Here is a 23,991-nt window from a genome sequence, read left to right as displayed (position 1 = left end):
GCGTGACAGTTCGGTGGTCGGCCGGCTCTACCATGCCGAGATGGCCGAATCCGCCCCATTCGCCGTCGTGGCCGCGGCTCCGACCATTCGGGTGGACGCGGGATGATTCGCGTCGCGGGCCCCTGAGTAGGGTGGCTTGGTGTGATCGTGGGTGACGAAAGTCACCCCGTCAACCACCCCGTGAGCTGCCAGGAGGCCCCACATGCCCGTCGTCGTCGTCGCCACCTTGACCGTCAAACCCGAGTCCGTCGACACCGTCCGCGACATCCTCAAGACCGCGGCCGAAGAAGTGCACGAGGAGCCCGGCTGCCAGCTGTATTCGGTGCACGAATCGGGTGAGACCTTCGTCTTCGTCGAGCAGTGGGCCGACGAAGAGGCGCTGAAGACGCACAGCTCGGCTCCCGCGGTGGCCAAGTTGTTCACGGCGGCCGGCGAGCACCTGACCGGTGCACCCGACATCAAGATGCTGCAGCCGGTTCCCGCGGGCGACCCGGACAAAGGCCAACTGCGCCGGTGAGTGACCAGCGCCCGCTGGAAGGGAAAGTCGCGCTGATCACCGGCGCGGCCCGCGGTCAGGGCCGCGCGCATGCGGTGCGGCTGGCCAGCGACGGCGCCGACGTGATCGCCGTCGACATCTGCGCGCCGATCGCCAGCGTGCCGTACGCACTCGCCACCGCCGAGGACCTGGCGGCCACCGTCAAACTCGTCGAGGACACCGGAGCCCGCATCGTGGCCAGGGAAGCTGACGTTCGCGACCGCGCCGCGCTGTCGGCCGCGGTGCGCACGGCCGTCCACGAGCTCGGCCGGCTCGACATCGTGGTGGCCAACGCCGGCATCGCGCCGATGCAGTCCGGTGACGACGGTTGGCGCGACGTCATCGACGTCAACCTCACCGGCGTCTACAACACCATCAAGGCCGCGATACCGACCATGGTCAAGCAGGGCAGCGGCGGGTCGATCGTACTGATCAGTTCGGCCGCGGGACTGGCCGGCGTCGGCAGCCCGGACGCGGGCTCCGTCGGCTACGCGGCCGCCAAGCACGGAGTGGTCGGACTGATGCGTGTCTATGCGAATCTGCTTGCAAGGGAGATGATTCGGGTCAACTCGATCCACCCGACGGGCGTCGAAACACCGATGATCAACAACGAGTTCACCCGCGGATGGCTGGCCCAGATGGCCGCCGCGACCGACACGCCGGGAACCATGGGCAATGCGATGCCGGTCGAGGTGCTGCAGCCCGAAGACATCGCGAACGCGGTGGCCTGGCTGGTGTCCGATCAGGCTAAATACATCACCGGTGTGACGTTGCCGGTCGACGCGGGCTTCTTGAACAAGTAGCAGCCATGGCCCGAAACCCCGCAGCACAGACCGCTTTTGGTCCGATGGTGCTGGCCGCCGTCGAGCAGAACGAACCAGCCGGGCGGCGGCTGGTCGACGATGACCTCGCGGACCTGTTCTTGCCGGCCCCGCTGCGCTGGCTGGTCGCCGCGACCCGAGCGACGCCGATCCGCCGCCTGATGATTCGGGGATCGGAGTGGACCGGCCCCGGCCTATGGGCAAACTTGGCCTGCCGCAAGCGTTTCATCGCCGACAAGATCACCGAGTCGATCGGTGACATCAATGCGGTGGTCGTCCTGGGCGCCGGACTGGACACCCGTGCCTACCTGCTGAACCGGCGGGTCCGTATCCCGGTCTTCGAGGTGGATCTGCCGGTCAACATCGCCAGGAAGGCCAAGACGCTACAGCGGGTGCTGGGCGGTCCCCCGCTGTCGGTTCGGTTGGTGGCACTGGATTTCGAGCGTGATGACCTGCTCACCGCGTTGGCCGAGCACGGCTATCACACCGACTACCGGGCGTTCTTCGTCTGCGAAGGCGTGACCCAGTACCTCACCGAGGGCGGCGTGCGGCGAACGCTGGACGGACTGCGCGCGGCTGCCGCGGGCAGCCGGCTGGTGTTCACCTATGTGCGGCGGGACTTCATCGATGGGACGAATCGATACGGCACCCGCACCCTGTATCGCAAGGTCCGTCGGCGCCAACAACTTTGGCATTTCGGCTTGGAGCCCGACGAGGTTGCCGGGTTCATCGCCGAGTACGGATGGCGACTGGTCGAGCAGGCCGGACCGGACGAACTGATTGCGCGCTACGTCGAGCCGACCGGCCGCAAACTCAAGGCCTCGCAGCTGGAATGGTCGGCTTTCGCGGAGAAGATCTAGATTTCGATGACCGTCGGCACGATCATCGGATGCCGGCGATAGGTTTCGCCCACCCATTTGCCGACGGTGCGGCGCACGCCCTGGGCGATCCGGATCGGGTCGGTCACCCCCGACGCGACCAGCGCTTCCAGCTCCTCCTCCACCTTGCGCACGGCGGGCTCGAGCGCCTTGGGATCCTCGGAGAATCCCCGCGAATACAGGTGCGGCGTCACGGCCGCACGCCCGGTTCCACGGTTCAGCACCACGGTCACCGCGACGAATCCCTCGGACAAAATGAGCCGCTCGCCCAGGGTGATGTCGCCGACATCGCCGGTGATCAGCCCGTCGACGAACATCTTGCCGACCGGCACCGCTCCCGCGATCGACGCCCTGCCCCCGACCAGGTCGACGCTGACACCGTTCTCGGCCAGCAGGATTGACTCTTCCGGCACCCCGGTGGTGGCGGCCAGCTTGGCGTTGGCGCGCAGCATGCGCCAGGTGCCGTGCACGGGCATCACATGGCGGGGCCGCACCCCGTTGTACAGGAAGAGCAGTTCCCCGGAGTAGGCGTGGCCCGAAACATGCACCCGGGCTTGGGCATTGGTGACGACTCGGGCGCCGATCTTGGACAGCGCATCGATCACCCCGTAGACCGCCTCCTCGTTACCCGGGATCAACGACGACGACAGCACGACGAGGTCCCCCGCGGTCAGCGTGATACTGCGATGCTCGCCACGCGACATCCGCGACAACGCGGCCATCGGTTCGCCTTGGGTGCCGGTGGTGACCAGTACCACCCGCTCGGGCGGCATCAGCTCGGCGGCCCCGATGTCGATCAGGTCGGAATCGGCGACCCGCAGGAAGCCCAAGTCCCGGGCGATGCTCATGTTACGGACCATGGATCGCCCGACGAACGACACTCGCCGACCCAAAGCGACTGCGGCATCGATGATTTGCTGCACTCGGTCGACGTTGGAGGCGAAGCACGCCACGATCACTCGACCGTCGGCGCCGCGGATCAGCCGGTGCAGGGTCGGGCCTACCTCGCTTTCGGACGGCCCGACGCCAGGATGCTCGGAGTTGGTGGAGTCGCACAGAAACAGGTCCACACCGGCGTCGCCGAGCCGTGACATGCCGGGCAGGTCGGTGGGCCGGCCGTCCAGCGGGGTTTGGTCGAGCTTGATGTCGCCGGTGTGCAAAACCGTTCCCGCGCCGGTGTAAACGGCAATGGCCAGCGCGTCCGGGATCGAGTGGTTCACGGCGAAGTATTCGCACTCGAACACGCCGTGCCGGCTGCTCTGCCCCTCTTTGACCTCGACGAAAACCGGCTTGATGCGGTGCTCGCGACACTTGGCGGCGACCATCGCCAGGGTGAACTTGGAGCCGACGACCGGGATGTCGGGCCGCAGCCTGAGCAGGAACGGGATCGCGCCGATGTGGTCCTCGTGCGCATGCGTGAGCACCAGCGCCTCGATGTCGTCGAGCCGGTCTTCGATGTGACGCAGATCCGGCAGGATCAGGTCGACGCCGGGCTCGTCGTGGGTGGGAAACATCACCCCGCAGTCGATGATCAGCAGCCGGCCCAGATGCTCGAAAACCGTCATGTTGCGGCCGATTTCGCTGATCCCACCCAGCGCAGTCACCCGCAACCCACCTGCGGTCAACGGACCGGGTGGGCGCAGAGCGTCGTTCACCTGTCGATCACCTGAGTACCGAGGCCGCGCGCATGTCGGCGGCCAACGCGTCGATCTGCTCGGGCGTCGCCGGCACCTGCGGCAGCCGGGGATCACCGACGTCGATACCCTGCAGGCGCAGACCTGCCTTGGACAGCGTCACCCCACCCAGGCGGCCCATCGCGTTGCACAGCGGCGCCACCGCGACGTTGATTTTGCGGGCCGTGGCGATGTCCCCAGAACCAAAGGCGGACAACAGCTCTCGGAGTTGACTTGGCGCGAGGTGCGAAATCACACTGATGAAGCCGGTGGCGCCCATCGCCAGCCAGGGCAGATTGAGCGCGTCGTCCCCGGAGTAGTAGGCCAATCCGGTTTCCGCGATGATCTGACCGCCACTGTGCAGGTCGGCCTTGGCGTCCTTGATACCGACGATGTTCGGGTGCGCCGCCAGCGCGCGGATGGTGTCGGGCTCGATCGGCACCACCGACCGCGGCGGGATGTCGTAGAGCAGCACCGGCAGCTCGGTCGCGTCGGCGACGGCGGTGAAATGCGCGAGCAGCCCGCTTTGCGGTGGCCGCGAGTAGTACGGCGTGACCACGAGCAGACCGTGTGCGCCCTCGGCCGCGCTGGCCTTGGCCAGCTTGATGCTGTGCGCGGTGTCGTAGGTGCCTGCGCCGGCGATCACGCGAGCGCGGTCGCCCACCGCTTCCAGCACGACGCGCAGCAGCTCGAGCTTCTCGTCGTCGGTGGTGGTCGGCGACTCGCCGGTGGTCCCCGAGACGACCAGGCCGTCGCAACCGGCGTCGACCAGGTGATTTGCCACCCGCGCCGTCGCAGCGGTGTCGAGCGAGCCGTCGGCGCCAAACGGCGTCACCATTGCGGTCAGCAAGGTTCCCAGACGCGCGGGGGCATCGAATCCGACGGAACTCACGGCTCCCAGATTACCTGGCGGCGCCAATCGGATTTCGCCGCCGCGCCTGCGGGGCGGCAGCTGCGCGCGAGAGTGCGTTGAGGACCGCGAGTGTGTGGTGCTGGCGCCCTCGACGCACACTGGGCGCCGGGAGCCGCCTCAAGCTTCGGTGGCCAACGGACTGGTCGCGACCTCGGTCCCATCGGCAAGAGTGGAGATCTCGAAATCGGCGAACACCGCCGGTGCGACCTCGACGAGCTGGCGCAGACATTCGATGGCCAGGCGCCGGATTTCCACGTCGGCGTGCTCGCTGGCGCGCATCGCGATGAAGTGCCGCCAGGCCCGGTAATTCCCCGTCACGACGATGCGGGTTTCGGTGGCGTTCGGCAGCACGGCGCGGGCGGCCTGCCGCGCTTGCTTGCGCCGCAGCGCCGCGTTGGGTTGGTCGGCGAACTTGGCTTCGAGCTTGGCCAGCAGTTCGGTATAGGCGGCGCGGCTGGCGTCGGCGGCCGCGGCCAGGATCTGTTGTAGTTCGGGGTCGTTCTCCAGACCGGGCGGCACGACGATCTGCGAGTCCGCCTCGGGCACGTAGCGCTGCGAGAGCTGCGAGTAGGAGAAATGCCGATGCCGGATCAATTCGTGGGTCAACGAGCGCGAGATGCCGGTGATGTAGAACGACACGCTGGCGTGCTCGAGCACCGAAAAGTGCCCGACGTCGATGATGTGTTTGATGTAGCCCGCGTTGGTCGCGGTCTTGGGATTGGGTTTCGACCAGCTCTGGTAGCAGGCCCGGCCGGCGAACTCGACCAGCGCCGCCCCGCCGTCGGCGTCGGTGGTCCACGCCACGTCCGGCGGCGCCAAGAACTCCGTCTTGGCGATCAGTTGCACGCGCAGCGGCGCGGTCTCGGCCACGGCGCCTACCTTAGCGGGGGTCTTGCTTGATCCGGACCGTGCCCGACATCAGCAGGGGCAGTATGGCGTCGCGGAAGCCGGACAGCCGCAGGGATTCGCCGCGCCGCGTGTGGCACAGCCCACCCAGACTGGTGATCGTCTGGGCCGCATCGGCGGTCAGCCGGCGAACGTCGCGCACCGCAACGTCCATCAGGTCGCGCGGCGCGATTCGCTGGTGGCTGGTCGAGGTTCCGACGACCTGCTGCTGCAGGCCCTGCGAGACGTCGCGTTGCCGTACCGCCGCCCACAGCGCCGACGTGGCGACACCGGTGGGTTCGAGCACGACGAATTCCGTACTTGCCACTGCCATTTCGGAGGGCAGTTGCGCCACATTCCAGATACGCGGAATCCGCGGGTTCAACTTGGCGAACAGCACACACGGTCGCGACAGCACGAACTTGCCGCTTCGCACGGATGCACCGTCAACACACGCGGGTGTGGCGCCGTCGTCGAACGCCGGAAGGCTGAAATGCGCGACGATGTCCCCGAACTGTTCCGGCCCGCGCACCACCGTCGACCGTTGCGCCAAGGTCGACAGCGGCACGTAGTCGGAGATCCGTTCGACAAGGGCGACCATCAGGTTCTCGGCGGCCGCGATCACCCGCTCGTTGGCGGCGAGCTTGTCGTCGAAAGCTCCGAGTAGCTTGGCAATCCGCTGTCGCTGGCGTCCCGGGACCGGGCACACCGACACGTCACGCAGAATCGCCTGATTGAGCAGCGGCTGCCCCGACCCTGCGCGATGATCGCCCAGCCTGCAGGTTTGCAGCGCGTAATACCAATATCTGGTCTCCGCAGGCTCTTTGGCCCGGCACACCAACGCGTTGTCGGTGACCCACACGTCGGAATCGCAATAACGCACGCTGCCGCAATACGATCCGACGCGGCCGAGCACGATCAGCGGGCCGCTGGCATTCGGTCGCGCCGCGTAACCGATCGTGCCGTTGGCGCCGTAGACGGGAAACCGCCCGTCAGGCACCCGCACCGGCGAACCACCTCCAGTGCTGAAGTCGAGATACTCCCCGAGCGTCGCGGTCACCACAATCGACGCACCTGCTGGCGCACCACCGTCTCCAGGCGCGCGGACTCATCCAACGCCGCCAGCAAGTCCTCGGTCAGCCGCGCAATCTTCTCCTCGGCGGGCTCCGCGTCATCCTCGGCTGCGGGAGCACCGACATAACGGCCCGGTGTGAGCAGGTAACCCGCGGCGGCGATTTCGTCCAGCGATGCCGATTTACAGAACCCCGGAATATCCTGGTAAGCAAGGTCTTTCGTGACCGATGACGCGCTCCACGCGTGATAGGTGTCGCCGATACGGACAACCTCCTCGTCGGTCAGTGCGCGTTCCGCGCGATCGACGAGATAGCCGAGGCCGCGGGCGTCGATGAAAAGCACCTGTCCGGACCGGTCACCCTTGTCCATGGCAAAGAACCACAGGCACACCGGGATTCCGGTGCTGCGAAACAGCTGCGCGGGCAGCGCGATCATGCAGGAGACCAGATCCGCGTCGACGATCCGCGCGCGAATGTCGCCCTCGCCGAGCGCGTTCGACGACATCGAGCCGTTCGCCATCACCACGCCGGCCACACCGCCCGGAGCCAGCTTGGCCAGGATGTGCTGAATCCAGCCGTAATTGGCGTTCGCGGCGGGTGGAATCCCGAAGCGCCACCGCGGGTCGTCTTCGTCGCGCGCCCAATCCTTGATGTTGAACGGCGGATTGGCCATCACGTAGTCCATGCAGACGCCGGCGTGCAGGTCCTCGGCAAACGTGTCGCCCCGAGCCAGACCCGCATTGTCGATCCCGTGAATCGCGAGGTTCAGCTTCGCCATTCGCCAGGTCTGCTCGACGCTCTCCTGACCGTAGACGCAGAAGTCCTTGAGGTCGCCGTCGTGGGCGGCGATGAAATTCTCGGTCTGCACGAACATCCCGCCCGAGCCACAGCACGGGTCGTACACCCGCCCGCCCACCGGCGCCAGCACCTGCACGATCAGTCGCACCACGCTGGGCGGTGTGAAGAACTCCCCACCCCGTTTACCCTCCGCGCGAGCGAAATTGCCGAGGAAGTACTCGTAGACCTCCCCCATCACGTCGCGCGGACGCCCGTCGTCGCGCAGCCGCAGCCGGGCGCCGTCAAGCAGCCGCACCAGCTCACCGAGCCGGCGTTGGTCGAGGGCTTCGTACAGCCGCGGCAGCATCCCGGCAAGCGCCGGGTTGGCCGTCATCACGGCGGTCATCGCATCGTCGACGAGCTGACCGATGTTGCCGGCTGTCGCATTGTCCGCCAAGATGTTCCACTGCAAGTCGGACGCGTGCTTCAAGAACACCAGCCCGAGCACGACGTCCTTGTACTGGCCGGCCGACAGGGAGCCACGCAGCTTTTCGGCCGCCTTCCACAGCATGGCTTTGAGCTCTTTCGGCGCCGCCATCAGCCGACCCGCTTGGCGGCGGCGCGCAGTTCCCCGGCCAAATCGCCGCGGCCCGACACGGTAAAGGCGCCCAGGCCAAGCCATGACGCCATCGACCCCAGCTCGCCGGCCAGCGCGGCCGCCGCCCGGGAGCGCGGCACTCGGTCGGCTTGGGAGGGCTCCCCGAACGCGCCCACCACCCGCAGCGTGTCGGCGGCGCGGTCGGCCTTGAGGTCGACGCGCGCCATCAGCTCACCGTCCACCAGCAGCGGCCACACGTAATAGCCGTACTGGCGCTTGGCCGCCGGGGTGTAAATCTCGATGCGGTAATGGAAGCCGAACAGCCGCTCCACCCGCGGCCGGAAGAAGATCAGCGGGTCGAACGGGCACAGCAGCGCGGTGCCGCGATCCAGCCGCGGCACCGACTGGCCGGCACGCAGATACGCGGGGGCGGACCAGCCGTCGACGCTGACCGGCTCGATCGCACCGGCGGCCACCAGCTCGGCGACGGCCGGTTTGACCTGCTGCGCGGCCAGCCGAAAGTAGTCGCGAAGGTCGGCCTCGGTGCCCACCCCCAGCGCGGTGGCCGCCCGCAGGGTGAGCTCGCGAATGGCTTCGGCGTCGTCGACCTGGCGGGCCAGCACGCTCGCCGGCAGCACCCGTTCCACCAGGTCGTAGTGACGGGCGAAACCCACCCGGGTGGCCGTGGTGAGCACACCGGAGGCGAACAGCGCCTCGGCCACCCATTTGGTGTCGCTGCGACTGCCCCACCAGCTTCCTTTGGGCCCGCGCGGTTCGGCCTCGAGATGGGCCTCGATCTGTCCGGCGGTGCTGGGTCCGAGTTCGCTGACGGCGGCGACGATCTTGTCGGCGAGTTGCGGATTGGCCTTGACGACGTGGGTGCCCCACCGGCCGTGCCGGTACTGGCGCATTCGCCAGCGCAACAGCGGCCAGTCGTCGACGGACATCAGCGCGGCCTCGTGTGCCCAGTACTCGGCCAGCAGCCGCGCCGAGCGCGGGCCCCAGGCGGCGCGATCCAGCACGTCGCGGTCGTAGGGGCCGAGCCGGCTGAATACCGGCGCGTAGTGGGCACGCACCGCCACGGAAACCGAATCCAGTTGCAGCACTTGAATTCTCGAGATCAGCCGGCGAAGGTGCGCCCGGGTGATCTCGCCACCGGGCCGCGACTCGCTAAACCCTTGAGCCGCAACGGCTATCCGCCGAGCCTGCGCGGCGGTCAGCCTCCTGGTCGACACGCGCCGAGAATACCGGTCTTTGGGCCGCCGCTAGCGCAGGCTCACCCCGCGTTGACTTTTTCCTCCACCGGCACCGTGGCACCGGGTTCCGGCGGTTGCTGTCGTTCGCGGTACGCCGACTCGAGAGCGGCCGGAACCGTTTCCAGGTCGCGGTACACGCCCATCAGTTGTTCCAGGACTTTGACCCGTCGCTCGCTCGCCGCGGCCACCGCCCGCCGGGCCTCTTCGCGATCGCGGTCGACTCGCTCCTTGGCTTCGGCGAGGAGCTGCTCGCGCGCGTGCTGGGCGTCATCGCGCATGCTGGCCAGTTCGGCCTCCAGCGTTTCCTTGGTTTCGCGATACTCGGCTTCCATGGCCTTTTGCTGCGAGGCCAGGTCCGCCAACACCTGTCGGTGCTTTCGCTGCTCGGCCTCGATTTCCGCCTCGGCCGCCCCGATCAGCGCCTCCGCCTCGGCCCGCGCCTCGGCTTGCATCTCCGAAATCTCGTCGACCGCACGTGCCAGCATCTTCGCCATCCGTTGCTGCATCGCGTGGGGCGTGGGTGAGGTGTCGGAGAGCACGGCCACCTCCTTGCGCAGCGCGGCCGCCTCCTCACCGGACTCCTTCAGCCGGGCTCTGAGGCTCTCGACATCGTTGAGCAGCAGATTCTGCTTCGTGGTCAGCATCTCGATGTGGGCATCGACCGCTGCCGAGTCGTAGCCCATGAACTTGCGGGTAAACGCCGCTGCGGGCTCGGTTATCACTGCCAATTTCCCCTCCCTGGAAATGCCGTAAATCCCATCACGTCGACCCCACCGACGCATTCGAGTATGTCAGGTCAGGCGAAACGAGCGCTCAGGACCGACGATAGCTGTGGAAGCGATAGCGCAGGCCAGAGCGGCTGACCTGCCATTCCCCCGTCTCGCCGAGCCATGCCTCGTCAAGCATCGGGGCCAGTGCGTCCTCGTCGTCGAGCACCAGGTCGATCTCGATCTCGGTGACCTCGCACCGGGTGGCGCGCGGCAGCGCGAGCAGGTAGATCTGGGCGCCGCCGATGACCCACGCCTCGGGGTCGGTCAGGGCGGTGTCCAGGGAGTCGACCACCTCGGCTCCGTCGGCCTCGAAGCCGGCTTGGCGGGACAGCACGACGTTTCTACGGCCGGGCAGCGGGCGCACCTTGGCCGGCAACGAGTCCCAGGTCCGCCGGCCCATGACCACGGTGTGGCCGACGGTCACCTGCTTGAAGCGGGCCAGGTCTTCGGGGACGCGCCAGGGGATGTCGCCATTGCGGCCGATGACACCGGATGTGGACTGAGCCCACACCAGACCGACTTCGGTCATGCGCGCCACTTCTCGACCCCACCTTGAAACTTCGGCGAGCCGGCGCCATCGTCGTCGGCGTCGGTCATACAGCGACGGGGGCTTTGATCGCCGGGTGCGGATCGTAGTTCTTCACCACGACGTCGTCGTAAGTGTAGTCGAATATCGAATCACGTTGGGCCAGAAAGAGTTCCGGGTAGGGCCGGGGATCGCGACTGAGCTGGGTCCGCACCTGGTCGACGTGGTTGTCATAAATGTGGCAGTCGCCGCCGGTCCAGACGAACTCGCCGACACCGAGGCCGGCCTGGGCCGCCATCATGTGGGTCAGCAGCGCGTAGCTGGCGATGTTGAACGGCACGCCCAGGAACAGGTCGGCGCTGCGCTGGTAGAGCTGGCAGCTCAGCCGCCGGTCGGCGACATAGAACTGGAAAAACGCGTGACACGGCGGCAGCGCCATCTGCGGGATTTCGCCGACGTTCCAGGCCGACACGATGTTGCGCCGGGAGTCCGGGTCGGTGCGCAGCAATTCCACCGCGGCACTGATCTGATCGATGTGCTCACCCGAAGGCGTCGGCCAGGATCGCCACTGCACGCCGTAGATCGGGCCGAGATCGCCTGTGTCACTGGCCCATTCGTCCCAAATCGTGACGCCGTGCTCCTGTAGCCAGCCGACGTTGGAGTCGCCCCGCAGGAACCACAGCAACTCATAGACCACGGATTTGAGATGGACCTTCTTGGTGGTCAGCAGCGGGAAACCGGCCGACAGGTCATAGCGCAACTGCTGGCCGAACAGGCTGCGGGTTCCGGTCCCGGTGCGATCCGATTTGGCCGAACCCGTCTCGAGGACCAGGCGCAGTAAGTCCTCGTAGGGCGCGGCGATCGACACGCGGTCAGCTTAGCGGCGATCGCGAGCGCGGCGAAGCCGGCGCGCGTGGGGGCACCTCCCGCTCGCCGGGGAGGGCCGACGCCGATTAATTGCGCCGCGATTGCGCGGAGTAGAACGGGTGCCATGCCGAACATCACCGACACCATCACCACCGCCGACGGGACCTGCACCGTCCATCTGTTCACTCCCGGAGGTCCGGACAGCCAAGTGCCCCACCCCGGCGTAATCATGTACCCCGACGCCGGCGGAGTGCGCGACACCTTCCAGCAAATGGCGGCCAAACTGGCCGGGTTCGGTTACGCCGTGCTGCTGCCGGACGTGTACTACCGCGACGGCGACTGGGCCCCGTTCGACATGGCCAACGTGTTCGGCGACGAACAAGAACGCAAGCGGCTGTTTTCGATGATCGGCAGCCTCACCCAGGACAAAGTCACCAGCGACGCCCGGGCGTTCTTCGACTACCTGGCGGATCGCCCCGAGGTATCCGGCGAACGTTTTGGCGTGTGCGGCTACTGCATGGGCGGGCGCATCTCGCTGACGGTGGCCGGCCGTGTTCCGGACCGCGTGGCCGCCGCGGCGTCCTTCCACGGCGGCGGCCTGGTGAGCGACACCGCGGACAGCCCGCACCTGCTGGCCCACCGGATGAACGCCACGGTCTACGTGGGCGGCGCCGAGAACGACGCGTCGTTCACGACCGACCACGCCGAACAACTCGACAAGGCGCTGACGGCGGCCGGTGTGCGGCACACCATCGAGTGGTACCAGGGGGCCCACGGCTTCGCGGTCCCGGACAACGCGCCGTATGACACGGCCGCCGCGGAGCGGCATTGGGAGGCGATGGCCGAGGTCTTCGCCGCGGCGCTGCCGCGCTAACGCTTTTCGCGGTTCACCGCGTCGAGCAGTAACTTCGCGGCCACAGTCGCCCCGTCGGCGCGGATCGCGGCCGCCACGGCCCGCGCTTGCGCGCGGGTCTCGTCCGACAGGGTCACCTCGAGGGCGGTCGGCAGGGAGCCAGGGGGCGGAGTCGGGCCGTCGCACGCGGTGCCGATGCCCAGCTCGGCCACCCGGCAGGCCCAGTACACCTGGTCGGCCCCCTGCGGCACCACCAGCTGAGGCGCGCCGGCTCGGGCGGCCGTCGTCGTCGTGCCGGCACCGCCGTGGTGCACGACCGCAGCCACCCGGGCAAACAGCGCCTGCTGGTTTACCTCACCGACGCCCATGCAGTCCTCGCGGTCATCGCTGAGAGCCAGTTCGGCCCAGCCCTGCGACAGCAGCACGCGCCGGCCCTGGGCGCGGATCGCCTCGATCGCCATCGGGACGACCTCCTTGGCACCCCACAGTGGCATGCTGCCGAACCCCAGGTACACCGGTGGTGTGCCGGCATCCAGGAACTCCTCCAGCTCGGCCGAGAGCGGGCGTTCGTCATGCAGCAGCCACGCCCCGGTTTGCACGACGCCCAGGTCGACCAGCGGCTGCCAGGGGCCCAAAGTCGGGTCGGCGGCCAGCCACGGCTGGGCGGTGTAGGCGTAAGCACGCACGTTGTCAACGGGGGCCAGGCCGATCGCCGCGCGGTGACTGTTGAGCGTCGGACCGAACAACACATTGGCGTTGTGGGCGTTGTGGTTCCACATCATCCGGTTGTCGACCTCGCTGACGCCCATCCCGCGGCCGACGTATTCCGGGGGCGGGTGGTACGGCGACGGCAGGTGGGTCGGGTGATAGCTCGCGTAGACGTAGTGGATGCCGAGCTTGTCGGCCACTGACCGCGCGCCGGCCGCCGTCCACATCAGCCCGGTCGACACCAGCGCGTCGCATCCCTGCGCGGCGGCGGCAACCGTGTCGAATTGCGCGGCGAGCAACCCGAGCATGTGCTCGCGCACGTCCTGCTCCGATGCCCGCGCCGCCCCGGTCGTCATCGCGCGCACCGACGGACCGAATCCCACCAGCGCAACCCCGAAACCGGCGGCCCGCTCGGCGAATTCGTCGTCCGGCGGCGCGCACAGCAGCACCTCGGCGCCGAGTGCGCGCAGCTGCACCGCGAGTCCCAGCAGTGGTTCGACGCCACCGCGCGAGTCGTATGTCGACAACAACACCCGCATGGCGCTCAGCCGGCCGGCAGGTCCACCAGGCGGCCCAGGCGGGCGCGATGGCGGTAGGCGGTGCCGAAGGCCAACTGATCGCTCTTGGCTCGCTTGAGGTACAGGTGGGCCGGATACTCCCAGGTCATGCCGATGCCGCCGTGGAGCTGCACGCACTCCTCGGCCGCGTGCACCGCGCTGCCGCTGCAATAGGCCTGCGCGATGGCCGCGGCGATGCTCGCGTCCGGGTCGTCCCGGGCGCAGGTGTCCGCGGCGTAGCGTGCGGCCGCCGTCGCCGCACCGACGTCAAACCACAGATCCGCCAACCGATGCTTGATCGCCTGATAGGAGCCGATCGCGCGGCCGAACTGCTTGCGCTGCTTGACATAGGCAAGTGTGGTCTCGAAACACCACTGCGCCACCCCCAGTTGCTCGGACGCCAGTAGCGCCGCACCGACCTCCAGCGCGGCGTCCACGGCCGCGTCCGCCGGTCCGACGGGTGTCGACGACACCGCCGAAAATTGGATATTCGCAAGGGGTCTCGTCATATCCAGGGCCAGCAACGGCGACACCTGAACCCCCGACGCTGCGCTGGAGACGGTGTGCAATTCGAGCCCGTCGGCGCCCGCGACCGGCACCACCAATACGTCGGCTTCGGCGGCGCCGGCGACGCTGGTGACCGTCCCGGTCAAGCCGTCGGCACCGACACCCACTCCCGCGATCGGATCGCCCGGCGCCGTGGACAGCGGAACCACCAACGCCGCGGTGAGCTCGCCCTCGGCGAGGGCAGAAAGGGTTTCGGTCTCGCCGGCCCGCAGCAGCGCGACCGTGGCGAGCACCGCGCTGGACAAGAACGGCACCGGCGCGACAGCATGGCCGATCTCCTCCATCACCACCGCGGCTTCGCGGGCACCCGCGCCGGCACCCCCCAGCGATTCCGGTACCAGCAGGCCGGCCACCCCCAACTCGCCGGCCAGCCGTCGCCAGACATCGGAAAAGTCTTGTGGTGCAGGGTCATAGGACTTTATCACCGCCTCGGGTGCACACTCCTCGGCGAACAGATTGCGGACGCTGTCGCGCAACGCCTCCTCGGTATCGGAGTAAAGCAAGTCGCCAATGCTCATCGGTTTAGGTCCTTCCAGGCGACATCCTTGTCGACGCGGTGTTCACCGGGCAGACCAAGAATCCGCTCAGAAATGGTGTTGCGCAAGATTTCCGACGTGCCGCCCTCGATCGAGTTGCCGCGCGCCCGCAAGTAGCGGTACCCGGGTTCGCGGCCGATCAAGTCGACGACTTCTGTCCTGCGCATCGTCCAGTCGTCGTACTGCAGGCCAGACTCGGCGTGCAGCTCGATGTCGAAACCCGAAAGGGATTGCGCGAGTTTGGCGAAGGCGACCTTCATGCCGGCGCCTTCCGGTCCGGGCTGGCCCGCTACCGCCTGCTGCCCCAGCCGCTCCCCGGCCAACCGAAGGACTTCCGCATCAACCCAGAGCCGCATCAACTCGTCGTGCATCGCGCCGTTGCGCAGCCCCGGATCGTCGCGCCAGGCCCGGGTGATCTTCCCGATCATCCCGCCCTCCCGCGGGCCACCGGAGCTGGCACCGATCGCGACGCGCTCGTTGTTGAGCGTAGTGGTCGCGACTCGCCAGCCACCGCCCACCGCGCCGAGCCGATTCGCGTCGGGCACCCGGACATCGGTGAGGAACACCTCGTTGAATTCCGCCTCACCGGTGATCTGACGCAGCGGGCGGACGTCCACGCCCGGTTGCGTCATGTCGCAGAGGAAGTAGGTCAGACCCGCATGTTTGGGCGCCGTCGGGTCGGTGCGGGCGACGAGGATGGCCATCTGGGCGTGCTGCGCCATCGACGTCCACACCTTCTGCCCGTTGACGATCCAGTCGTCACCGTCGCGGACCGCGCGGGTGGCCACCCCGGCCAGGTCCGATCCCGCCCCCGGTTCGCTGAACAGCTGGCAGTACACGTGCTCGCCGGTGAACAACGGGCGCAAGAACTTTCGCTTCTGCTCAGCGGTGCCGAAGGCGGCGATGGTCGGCGCCGCCATGCCCATCCCGATGAAATTCTTTGGGGTGCCGCCCACCGGCGCGCCCGCGACGGCCAGCCGCGCGTTCACCGTTTCCTGCGCCTTGCGCGGCAGCTCCAGTCCGCCGAAACCCGGCGGCAGGTGCACCCAGGCCAGCCCGGCATCGAATTGCGCGCCAAGGAAATCGCGTGGGTCGGTGGTCGCCGGGTCGTGCTCGTCCAGCAGCGCCCGCACCCGCTTGTCCAGGTCGGCCGGGAAGTCCGGCGCGCTCATGGTTTGCCCTCGGGCCGCATCTGGAAGCCCTGCGCGGCGCCCAGCAGCAGGCCGCCGTCGATCACCATCGTCTCACCCGTGATCCAGCTCGCCGCGTCGGAGACCAGAAACGCCACGGCGTTCGCGACGTCGCTCGGCTCACCGATGCGCCCGAGCGGAATCGACGAGCCCAGCGGATCTTCGTGGTCCTTCCACAGCGCTTCGGCGAGTTTGGTGCGCACCACCCCCGGCGCGATGGCATTGACCCGGATGCGCGGTGACAGTTCGAGGGCCAGTTGTTTGGTGACGTGGATCAGCGCCGCCTTAGTGGCGTTGTACATCCCCATCGCCGGAGACTGGTGCAGGCCGCCGATCGAGGCGGTGTTGACGATCGCGCCCCCATGCTCCCCCATCCACGCCTTGACAACCAGCGACGTCCACAGCAACGGGGCCCACAGATTGACCTCGAAGATCTTGGTGAACCGCGCGTGATCCTGGTCGATCAGCGGGCCGTATGCCGGATTGGTGCCGGCGTTGTTGATCAGGATGTCGACGCTGCCGAACCTTTCCAGGGTGAGGTCAACGCAGCTGCGCGCGGCGTCCTCGTCGACCGCGTGTGCGCCCACGCCCAATGCCCGCTCGCCGACTTGCGCCGCGGCCTGCTCCGCCGCCTCCTGTTTGCGAGCGGTGAGCACCACATTGGCGCCGGCGGCCGCCAGCTGTTGCGAAATCGCCAATCCGATTCCGCGCGAAGCGCCGGTGATGATCGCAGTACGGCCGGTCAGATCCAGTGAGGTCACGTTGGTACGCCTTTTGTTGAGTAGCGGGCCCGGCTTCGCCAGCGGAGAGCGTCGAATGCAACCAATCTTGCGAGAGAGGTTTTGTACGCGCGCGTGCGTGGGTATGCGAGTCGCATGTTAGCGAAATTAACCTTCATGAAACCACTGGTGGTCGGCGGCGCCGTTGCTGCGGCGATCGCCGCTGCCCCGTTGGCCGGTGCGGATAGTTTTGCGACCGGCTTGTCAATGACCGGCCCGACGCCCACTCACGTTGTCTTCAAGGACGACCCGGGTGGCGGTGGCTGCGACGCCAACGGCAACTGCGGCTCTGGCGGGCAGTACAACGGTCCGGGCGGCGGTCCGGGTGGCCAGGGCTGCCTGCCGGGCGTCGGCTGTGGCTCCGGCGGGCAGAACGCCGGCCCGGGTGGCGTTCCGGGTGGTACCGGCTGTCTGCCGGGCGTTGGCTGCGGTTCCGGCCACGCCTGATAACCCTTCGACACGACCCTTCAGGCTCCCGGCAACCTGGTGATCCAGGCCCGGGAGTCTGAGGGGTCTATTACGTCGTCGAGCTCGAACGTCGTGGCGGCCCGCAGCGCTTTACCGTGCTGGTAGGCCGCCGCGACAAGCTTCTCGAATAGGTGCTCACGTTCGCCCGGATCGGCCGCGGCGGCGAGTTCCCTGCTGAAGCCAAGGCGTACCGCGCCTTCCAATCCCATGCCGCCGATCTCCCCCGTCGGCCAGGCGACGGTGAACTGCGGCGCATGAAAAGAACCCCCGGCCATGGCCATCGCGCCCAGCCCATAGCCCTTGCGCAAGATGATCATTCCGAGCGGCACCGTCAGCCGCGCACCGAGCACGAACATCCGGCCGAACCGGCGGACCGCGGCCTGCTTCTCGGCATCCGGCCCGACCATGAAGCCCGGTGTGTCGCACAACGAAATCACCGGTAGCCGAAACGATTCGCACAGTGTGAGAAAGTCGCCCGCCTTGTCGGCGGCCTCGGCGTCGATCGCGCCGCCCAGATGGTGACTGCTGTTGGCGATGAGCCCGTAGGCCACTCCCTCTACCCGAACGAGCGCGGTGACGATGCCGACGCCGTAGTCGGGGCGCAGCTCGAGGACGGAGCCGATGTCGACGATCGACTCGATCGCCCGACGCACGTCATAGGCACGTAACCGGTTCTCCGGCACCACATGTCGCGCCAGCCGTGGCTCGGGTGCTGCCCAGTCGTCGACGCTGCCCTGGAAATACGACAAGTACTGTTTGGCCAGCGACACCGCGTGGCCCTCGTCACGCGCGACCAGGCTCACCACTCCGTTGTGCCGCTGCACGTCGATCGGTCCGATCGCCTCGGGTGGGTACACCCCGAGCCCCCCGCCCTCGATCATCGCCGGCCCGCCCATTCCGATGTTGGCGTCCGGGGTCGCGATGATCACATCGCACACCCCGGCCAGGGCGGCATTGCCGGCGAAGCAACGCCCGGAGACGACGGACACCAGCGGCACCCGGCCACGCAGTCCGGCGAGCACCCGGAAGGTCGGCACGTCCAGCCCGGCCGCGCCGCCGGCGTCGGTGTCGCCCGGCCGTCCACCGCCACCCTCGGCAAACAGCACCACGGGCAGGCGTTTTCGGGCGGCCAGGTCGAAGACACGGTCCGTCTTGGCGTGGTTACGCATGCCCTGCGTCCCGGCTAGCACGCTGTAGTCGTAGGACACCACCACCGCCTCGGCGGCCGACCGCCCGAATCGGTCGGCGCCGATCGTCGCCAGGCCGGCGACCAGGCCGTCGGCCGGGGTGTTGGCGATCAGATCGTCGTCGGTGCGCCGGCTGCGTTGCGCGGCGATGGCCAGCGCGCCGTACTCGACGAAGCTACCGTCGTCGATCAGATCGGCGATGTTCTCCCGCGCGGTGCGGCGACCCCGGTCGTGGCGCTTGGCCACTGCCGCTGTACGGCCCTCGTCGAGGGTGAGCAGATGTCGTCGCCGGACCTCGTCGAGGTCCGCGCGTGGCCGGTCGAGATCGACTGCCGCAATGGCGGACTCGCTGCCGACGCCGGCTCCGGTGCGCGTGAAGACCACCAGCGGATCTCCGGTGCCGACGACCTGGCCGGGCGCCACGAGGTTGCGGACCGTTCGCAGCGCATCCGGTGCGACGAGCACGTGCTGCATTTTCATCGCTTCGAGCACGCCCAGTTGCTCACCGGGAGAAAGCTCGGTGCCCTCGGCCGCCATCTCCACCACCGTGCCGGCGAGCTGCGCACGCAACGCTTCCTCACCGGGATACAACTCGACGGGCGCGACCCGGGTGTCGTGCTCGTGTGTCAGCGCCGCGGCCGCCAGCTCGGGAAGCTTCGCGTCGAGGAAGCCCGTCGTCACCACACCCGACTGAATTTTGCTGTGGGACAGCAGCTCCTGTAGGAAATTGATGTTCGTCCGGACGCCCTCGACACCGAATTCGGCGAGCGCGGTGCGCGACTTGCGCAATGCCGCCGAGAACGACGAGCCGTGAACGTGAGTGACGACCTTGGCCAGCAGCGAGTCGTAGCGCGCACTCAACGTCAGGCCGGTGCGGCCGAAGGTGTCGACGCGCACTCCCGGGCCGCTCGGCGGCGAGAACACCGTCAAGGCGCCCGCCGCCGGCACCACGGTCCCGTCCGCAGTCAGGGTTTCCATGTTGACCCGAGCCTGTATCGCGATGCCACGCCGGGCGGCGGGCTCGCCGATGACTTCGTCACCGTCAGAGGCGATGCCGGATGGCAATCCCAGCTGGTAGTAGGAGGCGCCGGCGGCGATGGCGAGCGCAGCGGCCACCAGGTCCACTCCGGTGGTCTCCTCGGTGATTGTGTGCTCCACCTGAATGCGGGGGTTGATCTCGAGGAAGACGAATTCCTCACCGGCCACCAGGAATTCGACGGTGGCCAGGCCGCGCAGGCCGGCTCTGCCGCACAGCCGGGCCGCCGCCACGTGTAGTTCACGCCGCACCGTATCCGAAAGCCCTTGCGCGGGCGCGATTTCGACGAGCTTCTGGTAGCGACGCTGGATGCTGCAGTCGCGATCGCCGAGGGCGAGCGCATGCGATCGGGGCCCGGCCGCCGCGGCCACGATCTGCACCTCGATATGCCTGGCATCATCGAGCAGCGCCTCCGCGAACACCGCCGGATCGCCGAAGCCCAGTCGCGCCTCCGCGGCGCACTGGCGGTAGGCATTGTCGATCTGATCGGCGTCGTCCACCCTGCGCATACCGCGGCCGCCCCCGCCGGCCAGCGCCTTGATCATGACCGCGCCGTCGTGGGCGGCGAAGAAGGCGCGGACGTCCTCGACACTGCTGGGTCCAACGGTGGCGGGCAGCACCGGCACGCCGGCGGCGATCGCGGCGGTGCGCGCCGAGGATTTGTTGCCGACCATCTCGAGCACGTCGGCGTCCGGCCCCACGAACGTGTACCCGGCGGCCGCGCATGCCCGCGCGAAATCGGCGTTCTCGGAAAGGAAGCCGTAGCCCGGATGAATCAGCTGCGCGCCGGCATGTTTCGCGGCCGCCAGGATCGACGACTGGTCCAGGTAGGCCTCGGGACCGCTGCCCGGCAGACCGATCGCTTCGTCCGCCGCATGCACGTGCGGGCTCTCGGCGTCGTCCTCGGCGTAGACCGCGACCGTTGGCATGCCCAATTCGGTTGCGGTGCGGATTATCCGAAGCGCGATCTCGCCACGATTGGCGATCAGCAACGTCGCAGTCATCGGAGCGGGGCACCCCACTGCACTTCGCCGCGGAGCCGGGCTTTGAGTAGCTTGCCACCGGCGTTGCGCGGCAGCGCTTCTGATACCACCGTGACGTATTGCGGAATCTTGTAGTCGGCAAGCCGCCCGTGACAATGCTCGAGGACAGCCTGCACATCGATCCGCGACTCGCCGCCGAACAACACGGCTCCCACCTTCTCCCCCATGACCTCGTCGGGCACCGCCAGCACGCAGGCATCCGCGACGTCGGGGGCGGCCAGCAGCACGGCCTCGACCTCGACACTGGAGACGTTCTCTCCGCCGCGATTGATGATGTCCTTGAGCCGGTCGACGATGTGCACGCGGCCCGCGGCGTCGACCCGAACCACGTCACCCGTGTGCAACCAGCCGTCGACGATCGTCGCCCCGCTGACCTGCGGCCGATGCCAGTATCCGCCAGTCAGATTGGCCCCGCGCGCCACCAGCTCGCCGACGCCTGCGTCATCTCCGCTGGGGATCACGCCGAGGTCCACCGAGGGGACGGCATAGCCCACCGAGTCGGCGTGTTCGATCGCGTCCTGATCGGGCAGCACGGTCATCAGCGAGGCGGACTCGGTCATGCCGTAGCCGTTGAACACCGTGGCGTACGGGAAGGCGTTCTTCACCGACCGCACCAACGTTGGCGCGATGGGCGCTCCGCCATAGCCCACCCAGCGGACACCGGATACATCGGTGTCGGCGAACGCCTTGTGCCGCAGCATTAACGAGTAGATCGCTGGGACGGTCACCATCAGCGAAATACGCTCGGCGGTGAGCGCTGCGATCAGCTCGTCCAGGTTGAGCGCGGGCATGATCACCGAGGTTCCGCCGACCCGAATAGCCGCCAAAAGCTGTGAGTTACAACCGGTTACGTGAAAAAGCGGGACAGAGATCAGGGTGCGCAGTCCGTCGCCGATATCCCTGGGGAACCCCAAGCAGCGGATCCCATTCTCGGTGTTGGTGACGAACGCCTCGTGGGTCGTTGGCACGCCCTTGGGCTGGCCGGTCGTTCCCGAGGTGTAGAACAACGCGGCGATGTCGGCCTTTTCGAGCCCCTCGGCGACATACGGTTGCCCGTCGGGCAGCGGCGTCTGGGCGGACAGGTCCGCCCGCGCGCCCGCGTCGGACAGCACGAACTCGATCTCGGGCTGCGCCGAGCGCGTATTGACGGCCACCGCAATGCCGCCGGCCATCACCGTGCCCCAAAACGCCAGCACCCAATCGATTCCCGCGGGGTAGCGCACCGCGACGCGGTCGCCGGGTTGCACACCGGCCGCGCGCAGCCCACCGGCGACCCGCGAGGCGCGGTCCCACAGCTGCCGGTAGGTCAATCGGCCGGCACCGATTTCGACCACGGCCTCGCTGCCTGGGCGGCTATCGACGTGCTCGGCCAGCATGTCCAGCAGTGTGGCCGGCACATCGTCGTACCGCGGGATGCCGTCGCGGTCGCGGGACACGCCCGTCATCGAGAACGGGTTGGCCTCGCGTGAAACGCCGACCACCGCATTCGGTTCCGCCACATCCAGTCCTTTGTCAGTACGGAGACGCAGAGCCCATTGAACCACTCCGGTTTCATGTCTACTTCGGGCTTTGGCCACCCCGGCCGGCCGACGATGGCAGTTCTGTGGGATAGATGGCCGGTAAGACACCCGGGAAGGGATCGATGGACCGGCGCGGCCGTAGCCTGAGCACCGTCGAAGCCGGACCCCGCAGCTTGCGGCGCGAAGCCGAGGACGTCGCGGCGGTCGCCCAAGCCGCAGGGAGTCTTTGCACGTTGCCGAGTCGATCGCACCTACCGCCGTCCGCGTGCTTGCGGCGATCGACGCCGTCCAGCCAACGGACCGGCTCGCCGACATCACCGTGCCGGCCCGGATGCTGCTCGGCGCCCGGAGTCCAGGCTATTTGCGCGCCGCCACGGCGGCTGCCGCCGCTCGAATCCCAGGCACCACCATCGTCGCGATACCAGGCCAGGGCCACCAGGCGACCGACCACTACCCGCAACAATCGTGCGTGCAGCGGTTGACTTCGCTGCGCACTAGATGCCGGAACCAGGGCAGCTTCGGCGTGTGTCCTATCGTGATGCGGTGACGATCGAGGATTCCGCCATCACGCCCGAGGCGTTCTTCACTGCCGACGGCGACACCTATATTCCGGGCCCGCTGACGCAGGGGCCCTGGGGTGCGGCGATGGGCGGCCAGATCGTCGGAGGTTTGTTGGGTTGGGGCATAGAACAATCGGGCATCGATCCCGAATTCCAGCCCGCCCGCCTGACCGTCGACCTGTTGCGGCCAGCGCTGCTGCGGCCGGTGCAGATTCAGACCTCGATACAGCGGGAAGGCCGCCGCATCAGGCTGATCGACGCCGCCCTGACACAGCACGGCACGATCGTCGCGCGGGCCAGTGCGCTGTTCCTCCGCCGCGGCGATCACCCCGACGGCCAGGTGTGGTCCTTTCCGGTGCAGATGCCGCCGCTGCCGACGTCCTCCGACGGCTTCCCGGCCGACACGCCGTTTCTCATCTGGGGTTACGGAGCCACCTTCGAAGGCAGTCCCGGTATCGCCGCGGGTGAGTGGGAGCAGTCCCACGCGCAGAAGTTCGCCTGGGCGCGGGTGTTTCGCCCGATGGTGCACGGCCACCCGCTGACACCGTTTACCCGCCTGGCCTTCGTCGGCGACATCACGAGTTCGCTCACACATTGGGGCACAGGCGGATTGCGCTACATCAACGCCGACTACACCGTCACCGCGAGCCGATTGCCCGACGGCGAATTCGTCGGGTTGGCCGCCCAAAGCCATTACGGCACGGACGGTGTGGCCACCGGGGCGGCGACCCTGTTCGATCGCCACGGGCCGATCGGCACCAGCTCCGCACTGGCCGTCGCCCAGCCCGCCGACGCGTTCAAGCCGACCTACGCCTAGGCCGCCCGCGTCGCGGCGCGGTAACGCAAGACGGCATGCGCACCATTCACCTGCGCATCGGTCGACGGCTGGTCGCGCTGGCGGACCATCGGGTGTTCGAAGCCGCGCGCCACGTCGAGCCGACTGCGGCACCTTCGGGCCGACGGATATTCACTCCATCAGCTGGGCGGCGATTGTCGCCCCGAGGTTCCAGCACGCTTCGACGTCGTCCTTGCTCGGCTTACCTGAAACCACCACGATGTCAGCGGCTTTCACCCAACCCAGCCCCGTCGTGATCCCGTCGACCGCGCGCTCGGCGCCCTCGGTGCCCTCATTGCCGTGCAGGTACAAGCCAAAGGGTCGGCCACGGGTCGTGTCGAGCAATTGGTAATAGGCGCAGTCGAATGCATGCTTGAGAGCGCCCGAAATATAGCCGAGGTTGGCCGGCGTGCCCAGCAGATAGCCGTCAGCCTTCAGCATTTCGACTGGCGACACGGTGAGAGCCGGCCGTCGCACGACCTCCACACCTTCGATCTCGGGGTCGGTCGCCCCGGCCACCACCGCTTCGAACATCTCCTGCGTATGCGGCGACGGCGTGTGGTGCACGATCAGCAGTGTC

General features: G+C 67.9%; 23 protein-coding genes. 7 read left to right on the top strand and 16 right to left on the bottom strand.

Features of this window, described 5'->3' with window-relative positions; all coding sequences use genetic code 11:
* The first annotated feature begins 202 nt into the window (after window positions 1-202).
* Genes OK015_RS11500 through OK015_RS11490 form a run of 3 tightly spaced genes read left to right on the top strand, consistent with a single transcriptional unit; the run spans window position 203 to window position 2,216 of the window.
* Window positions 203-517: a putative quinol monooxygenase gene (locus tag OK015_RS11500; protein WP_268131535.1), complete on the top strand. Its 315-nt coding sequence runs from the start codon at window positions 203-205 to the stop codon at window positions 515-517.
* Window positions 514-1,338: a mycofactocin-coupled SDR family oxidoreductase gene (locus tag OK015_RS11495; RefSeq protein WP_268131533.1), complete on the top strand. Its 825-nt coding sequence runs from the start codon at window positions 514-516 to the stop codon at window positions 1,336-1,338. The genes OK015_RS11500 and OK015_RS11495 overlap by 4 nt, the downstream gene beginning before the upstream one ends.
* Window positions 1,339-1,343: 5 nt before the next feature.
* Window positions 1,344-2,216 (top strand): SAM-dependent methyltransferase, encoded by an 873-nt coding sequence (locus OK015_RS11490; RefSeq protein WP_268131531.1) that lies wholly within the window; start codon window positions 1,344-1,346, stop codon window positions 2,214-2,216.
* Here OK015_RS11490 and OK015_RS11485 read toward each other — a convergent pair.
* From OK015_RS11485 to OK015_RS11445, 9 genes are all read right to left on the bottom strand, one after another.
* On the bottom strand, window positions 2,213-3,889 hold the full coding sequence (locus OK015_RS11485) for a ribonuclease J (protein ID WP_268131529.1): 1,677 nt from the start codon (window positions 3,887-3,889) through the stop codon (window positions 2,213-2,215). The two genes, OK015_RS11490 and OK015_RS11485, sit on opposite strands and share 4 nt — an antisense overlap.
* Before the next feature lie 7 nt (window positions 3,890-3,896).
* Entirely contained in the window at window positions 3,897-4,799 is a 903-nt protein-coding gene (gene dapA / locus OK015_RS11480) for a 4-hydroxy-tetrahydrodipicolinate synthase (protein ID WP_268131527.1), read from the bottom strand.
* 138 nt (window positions 4,800-4,937) lie between these two features.
* A complete protein-coding gene (thyX, locus tag OK015_RS11475) occupies window positions 4,938-5,690 on the bottom strand; it encodes an FAD-dependent thymidylate synthase (RefSeq protein ID WP_268131525.1) in 753 nt (250 codons plus the stop codon).
* Between the two features lie 10 nt (window positions 5,691-5,700).
* Window positions 5,701-6,765, bottom strand: a complete 1,065-nt coding sequence (locus tag OK015_RS11470; protein ID WP_268131523.1) for a restriction endonuclease subunit S — start codon at window positions 6,763-6,765, stop codon at window positions 5,701-5,703.
* A complete protein-coding gene (locus tag OK015_RS11465; protein WP_268131521.1) occupies window positions 6,762-8,153 on the bottom strand; it encodes a class I SAM-dependent DNA methyltransferase in 1,392 nt (463 codons plus the stop codon). Before OK015_RS11465 ends, OK015_RS11470 begins: the two co-directional genes overlap by 4 nt.
* Window positions 8,153-9,388 (bottom strand): winged helix-turn-helix domain-containing protein, encoded by a 1,236-nt coding sequence (locus tag OK015_RS11460; protein ID WP_268131519.1) that lies wholly within the window; start codon window positions 9,386-9,388, stop codon window positions 8,153-8,155. Before OK015_RS11460 ends, OK015_RS11465 begins: the two co-directional genes overlap by 1 nt.
* A 41-nt stretch (window positions 9,389-9,429) precedes the next feature.
* Entirely contained in the window at window positions 9,430-10,131 is a 702-nt protein-coding gene (locus OK015_RS11455; protein WP_268132640.1) for a cell division protein DivIVA, read from the bottom strand.
* A gap of 91 nt (window positions 10,132-10,222) precedes the next feature.
* Window positions 10,223-10,708, bottom strand: a complete 486-nt coding sequence (locus OK015_RS11450) for a dihydrofolate reductase (protein ID WP_268131518.1) — start codon at window positions 10,706-10,708, stop codon at window positions 10,223-10,225.
* Between the two features lie 64 nt (window positions 10,709-10,772).
* On the bottom strand, window positions 10,773-11,573 hold the full coding sequence (locus OK015_RS11445) for a thymidylate synthase (RefSeq protein ID WP_268131516.1): 801 nt from the start codon (window positions 11,571-11,573) through the stop codon (window positions 10,773-10,775).
* A gap of 123 nt (window positions 11,574-11,696) precedes the next feature.
* Between OK015_RS11445 and OK015_RS11440 the strand changes: the two genes are divergently transcribed.
* On the top strand, window positions 11,697-12,446 hold the full coding sequence (locus OK015_RS11440) for a dienelactone hydrolase family protein (protein ID WP_268131515.1): 750 nt from the start codon (window positions 11,697-11,699) through the stop codon (window positions 12,444-12,446).
* Here OK015_RS11440 and OK015_RS11435 read toward each other — a convergent pair.
* Genes OK015_RS11435 through OK015_RS11420 form a run of 4 tightly spaced genes read right to left on the bottom strand, consistent with a single transcriptional unit; the run spans window position 12,443 to window position 16,744 of the window.
* Window positions 12,443-13,672, bottom strand: a complete 1,230-nt coding sequence (locus OK015_RS11435; RefSeq protein ID WP_268131513.1) for a glycosyltransferase — start codon at window positions 13,670-13,672, stop codon at window positions 12,443-12,445. The genes OK015_RS11440 and OK015_RS11435 overlap by 4 nt on opposite strands.
* 5 nt (window positions 13,673-13,677) lie before the next feature.
* Complete coding sequence (locus OK015_RS11430) at window positions 13,678-14,775, bottom strand: acyl-CoA dehydrogenase family protein (protein WP_268131511.1); 1,098 nt, start codon at window positions 14,773-14,775, stop codon at window positions 13,678-13,680.
* A complete protein-coding gene (locus tag OK015_RS11425) occupies window positions 14,772-15,965 on the bottom strand; it encodes an acyl-CoA dehydrogenase family protein (protein ID WP_268131509.1) in 1,194 nt (397 codons plus the stop codon). Before OK015_RS11425 ends, OK015_RS11430 begins: the two co-directional genes overlap by 4 nt.
* The gene (locus OK015_RS11420) at window positions 15,962-16,744 is read right to left on the bottom strand and encodes an SDR family oxidoreductase (RefSeq protein WP_268131507.1); all 783 of its coding nucleotides are present in this window, start codon (window positions 16,742-16,744) and stop codon (window positions 15,962-15,964) included. Before OK015_RS11420 ends, OK015_RS11425 begins: the two co-directional genes overlap by 4 nt.
* A 135-nt stretch (window positions 16,745-16,879) precedes the next feature.
* On the opposite strand from OK015_RS11420, the gene OK015_RS11415 reads away from it, so the two are divergent.
* The gene (locus OK015_RS11415; protein ID WP_268131506.1) at window positions 16,880-17,209 is read left to right on the top strand and encodes a PE-PGRS family protein; all 330 of its coding nucleotides are present in this window, start codon (window positions 16,880-16,882) and stop codon (window positions 17,207-17,209) included.
* Window positions 17,210-17,229: 20 nt separating this feature from the next.
* Here OK015_RS11415 and OK015_RS11410 read toward each other — a convergent pair whose 3' ends face one another.
* Both OK015_RS11410 and OK015_RS11405 read right to left on the bottom strand, forming a co-directional pair.
* Window positions 17,230-20,457 carry an acetyl-CoA carboxylase family protein gene (locus OK015_RS11410; protein WP_268131504.1) on the bottom strand — a complete coding sequence of 1,076 codons (3,228 nt, stop codon included), beginning with the start codon at window positions 20,455-20,457 and terminating at the stop codon, window positions 17,230-17,232.
* Entirely contained in the window at window positions 20,454-21,941 is a 1,488-nt protein-coding gene (locus OK015_RS11405) for a class I adenylate-forming enzyme family protein (RefSeq protein WP_442791294.1), read from the bottom strand. The genes OK015_RS11410 and OK015_RS11405 overlap by 4 nt, the downstream gene beginning before the upstream one ends.
* 340 nt (window positions 21,942-22,281) lie before the next feature.
* On the opposite strand from OK015_RS11405, the gene OK015_RS11400 reads away from it, so the two are divergent.
* Together OK015_RS11400 and OK015_RS11395 are read left to right on the top strand one after the other, a co-directional pair.
* Window positions 22,282-22,563 (top strand): alpha/beta fold hydrolase, encoded by a 282-nt coding sequence (locus OK015_RS11400; protein ID WP_268131502.1) that lies wholly within the window; start codon window positions 22,282-22,284, stop codon window positions 22,561-22,563.
* Window positions 22,560-23,393, top strand: a complete 834-nt coding sequence (locus OK015_RS11395; RefSeq protein WP_268131501.1) for a thioesterase family protein — start codon at window positions 22,560-22,562, stop codon at window positions 23,391-23,393. Before OK015_RS11400 ends, OK015_RS11395 begins: the two co-directional genes overlap by 4 nt.
* A gap of 150 nt (window positions 23,394-23,543) precedes the next feature.
* Here the strand turns inward: OK015_RS11395 and OK015_RS11390 are convergent, their stop codons facing one another.
* Window positions 23,544-23,945 (bottom strand): flavodoxin family protein, encoded by a 402-nt coding sequence (locus tag OK015_RS11390; protein ID WP_268132636.1) that lies wholly within the window; start codon window positions 23,943-23,945, stop codon window positions 23,544-23,546.
* Between the last annotated feature and the right edge of the window lie 46 nt (window positions 23,946-23,991).

Source organism: Mycobacterium sp. Aquia_216, from assembly GCF_026723865.1.
Lineage (GTDB): Bacteria > Actinomycetota > Actinomycetes > Mycobacteriales > Mycobacteriaceae > Mycobacterium.
The sequence above is the reverse complement of the archived record's forward strand: the minus strand, read 5'-3'. Positions and strand labels throughout refer to the sequence as shown.

Coding starts and splice junctions, on each gene's coding strand:
- OK015_RS11500 (WP_268131535.1), top strand. CDS start 203: ATGCCCGTCGTCGTCGTCGCCACCTTGACCGTCAAACCCGAGTCCGTC.
- OK015_RS11490 (WP_268131531.1), top strand. CDS start 1,344: ATGGCCCGAAACCCCGCAGCACAGACCGCTTTTGGTCCGATGGTGCTG.
- OK015_RS11465 (WP_268131521.1), bottom strand. CDS start 8,153: ATGGCGGCGCCGAAAGAGCTCAAAGCCATGCTGTGGAAGGCGGCCGAA.
- OK015_RS11450 (WP_268131518.1), bottom strand. CDS start 10,708: ATGACCGAAGTCGGTCTGGTGTGGGCTCAGTCCACATCCGGTGTCATC.
- OK015_RS11440 (WP_268131515.1), top strand. CDS start 11,697: ATGCCGAACATCACCGACACCATCACCACCGCCGACGGGACCTGCACC.
- OK015_RS11435 (WP_268131513.1), bottom strand. CDS start 13,672: ATGCGGGTGTTGTTGTCGACATACGACTCGCGCGGTGGCGTCGAACCA.
- OK015_RS11430 (WP_268131511.1), bottom strand. CDS start 14,775: ATGAGCATTGGCGACTTGCTTTACTCCGATACCGAGGAGGCGTTGCGC.
- OK015_RS11425 (WP_268131509.1), bottom strand. CDS start 15,965: ATGAGCGCGCCGGACTTCCCGGCCGACCTGGACAAGCGGGTGCGGGCG.
- OK015_RS11415 (WP_268131506.1), top strand. CDS start 16,880: ATGAAACCACTGGTGGTCGGCGGCGCCGTTGCTGCGGCGATCGCCGCT.
- OK015_RS11410 (WP_268131504.1), bottom strand. CDS start 20,457: ATGACTGCGACGTTGCTGATCGCCAATCGTGGCGAGATCGCGCTTCGG.
- OK015_RS11405 (WP_442791294.1), bottom strand. CDS start 21,941: ATGACGGGCGTGTCCCGCGACCGCGACGGCATCCCGCGGTACGACGAT.
- OK015_RS11390 (WP_268132636.1), bottom strand. CDS start 23,945: ATGTTCGAAGCGGTGGTGGCCGGGGCGACCGACCCCGAGATCGAAGGT.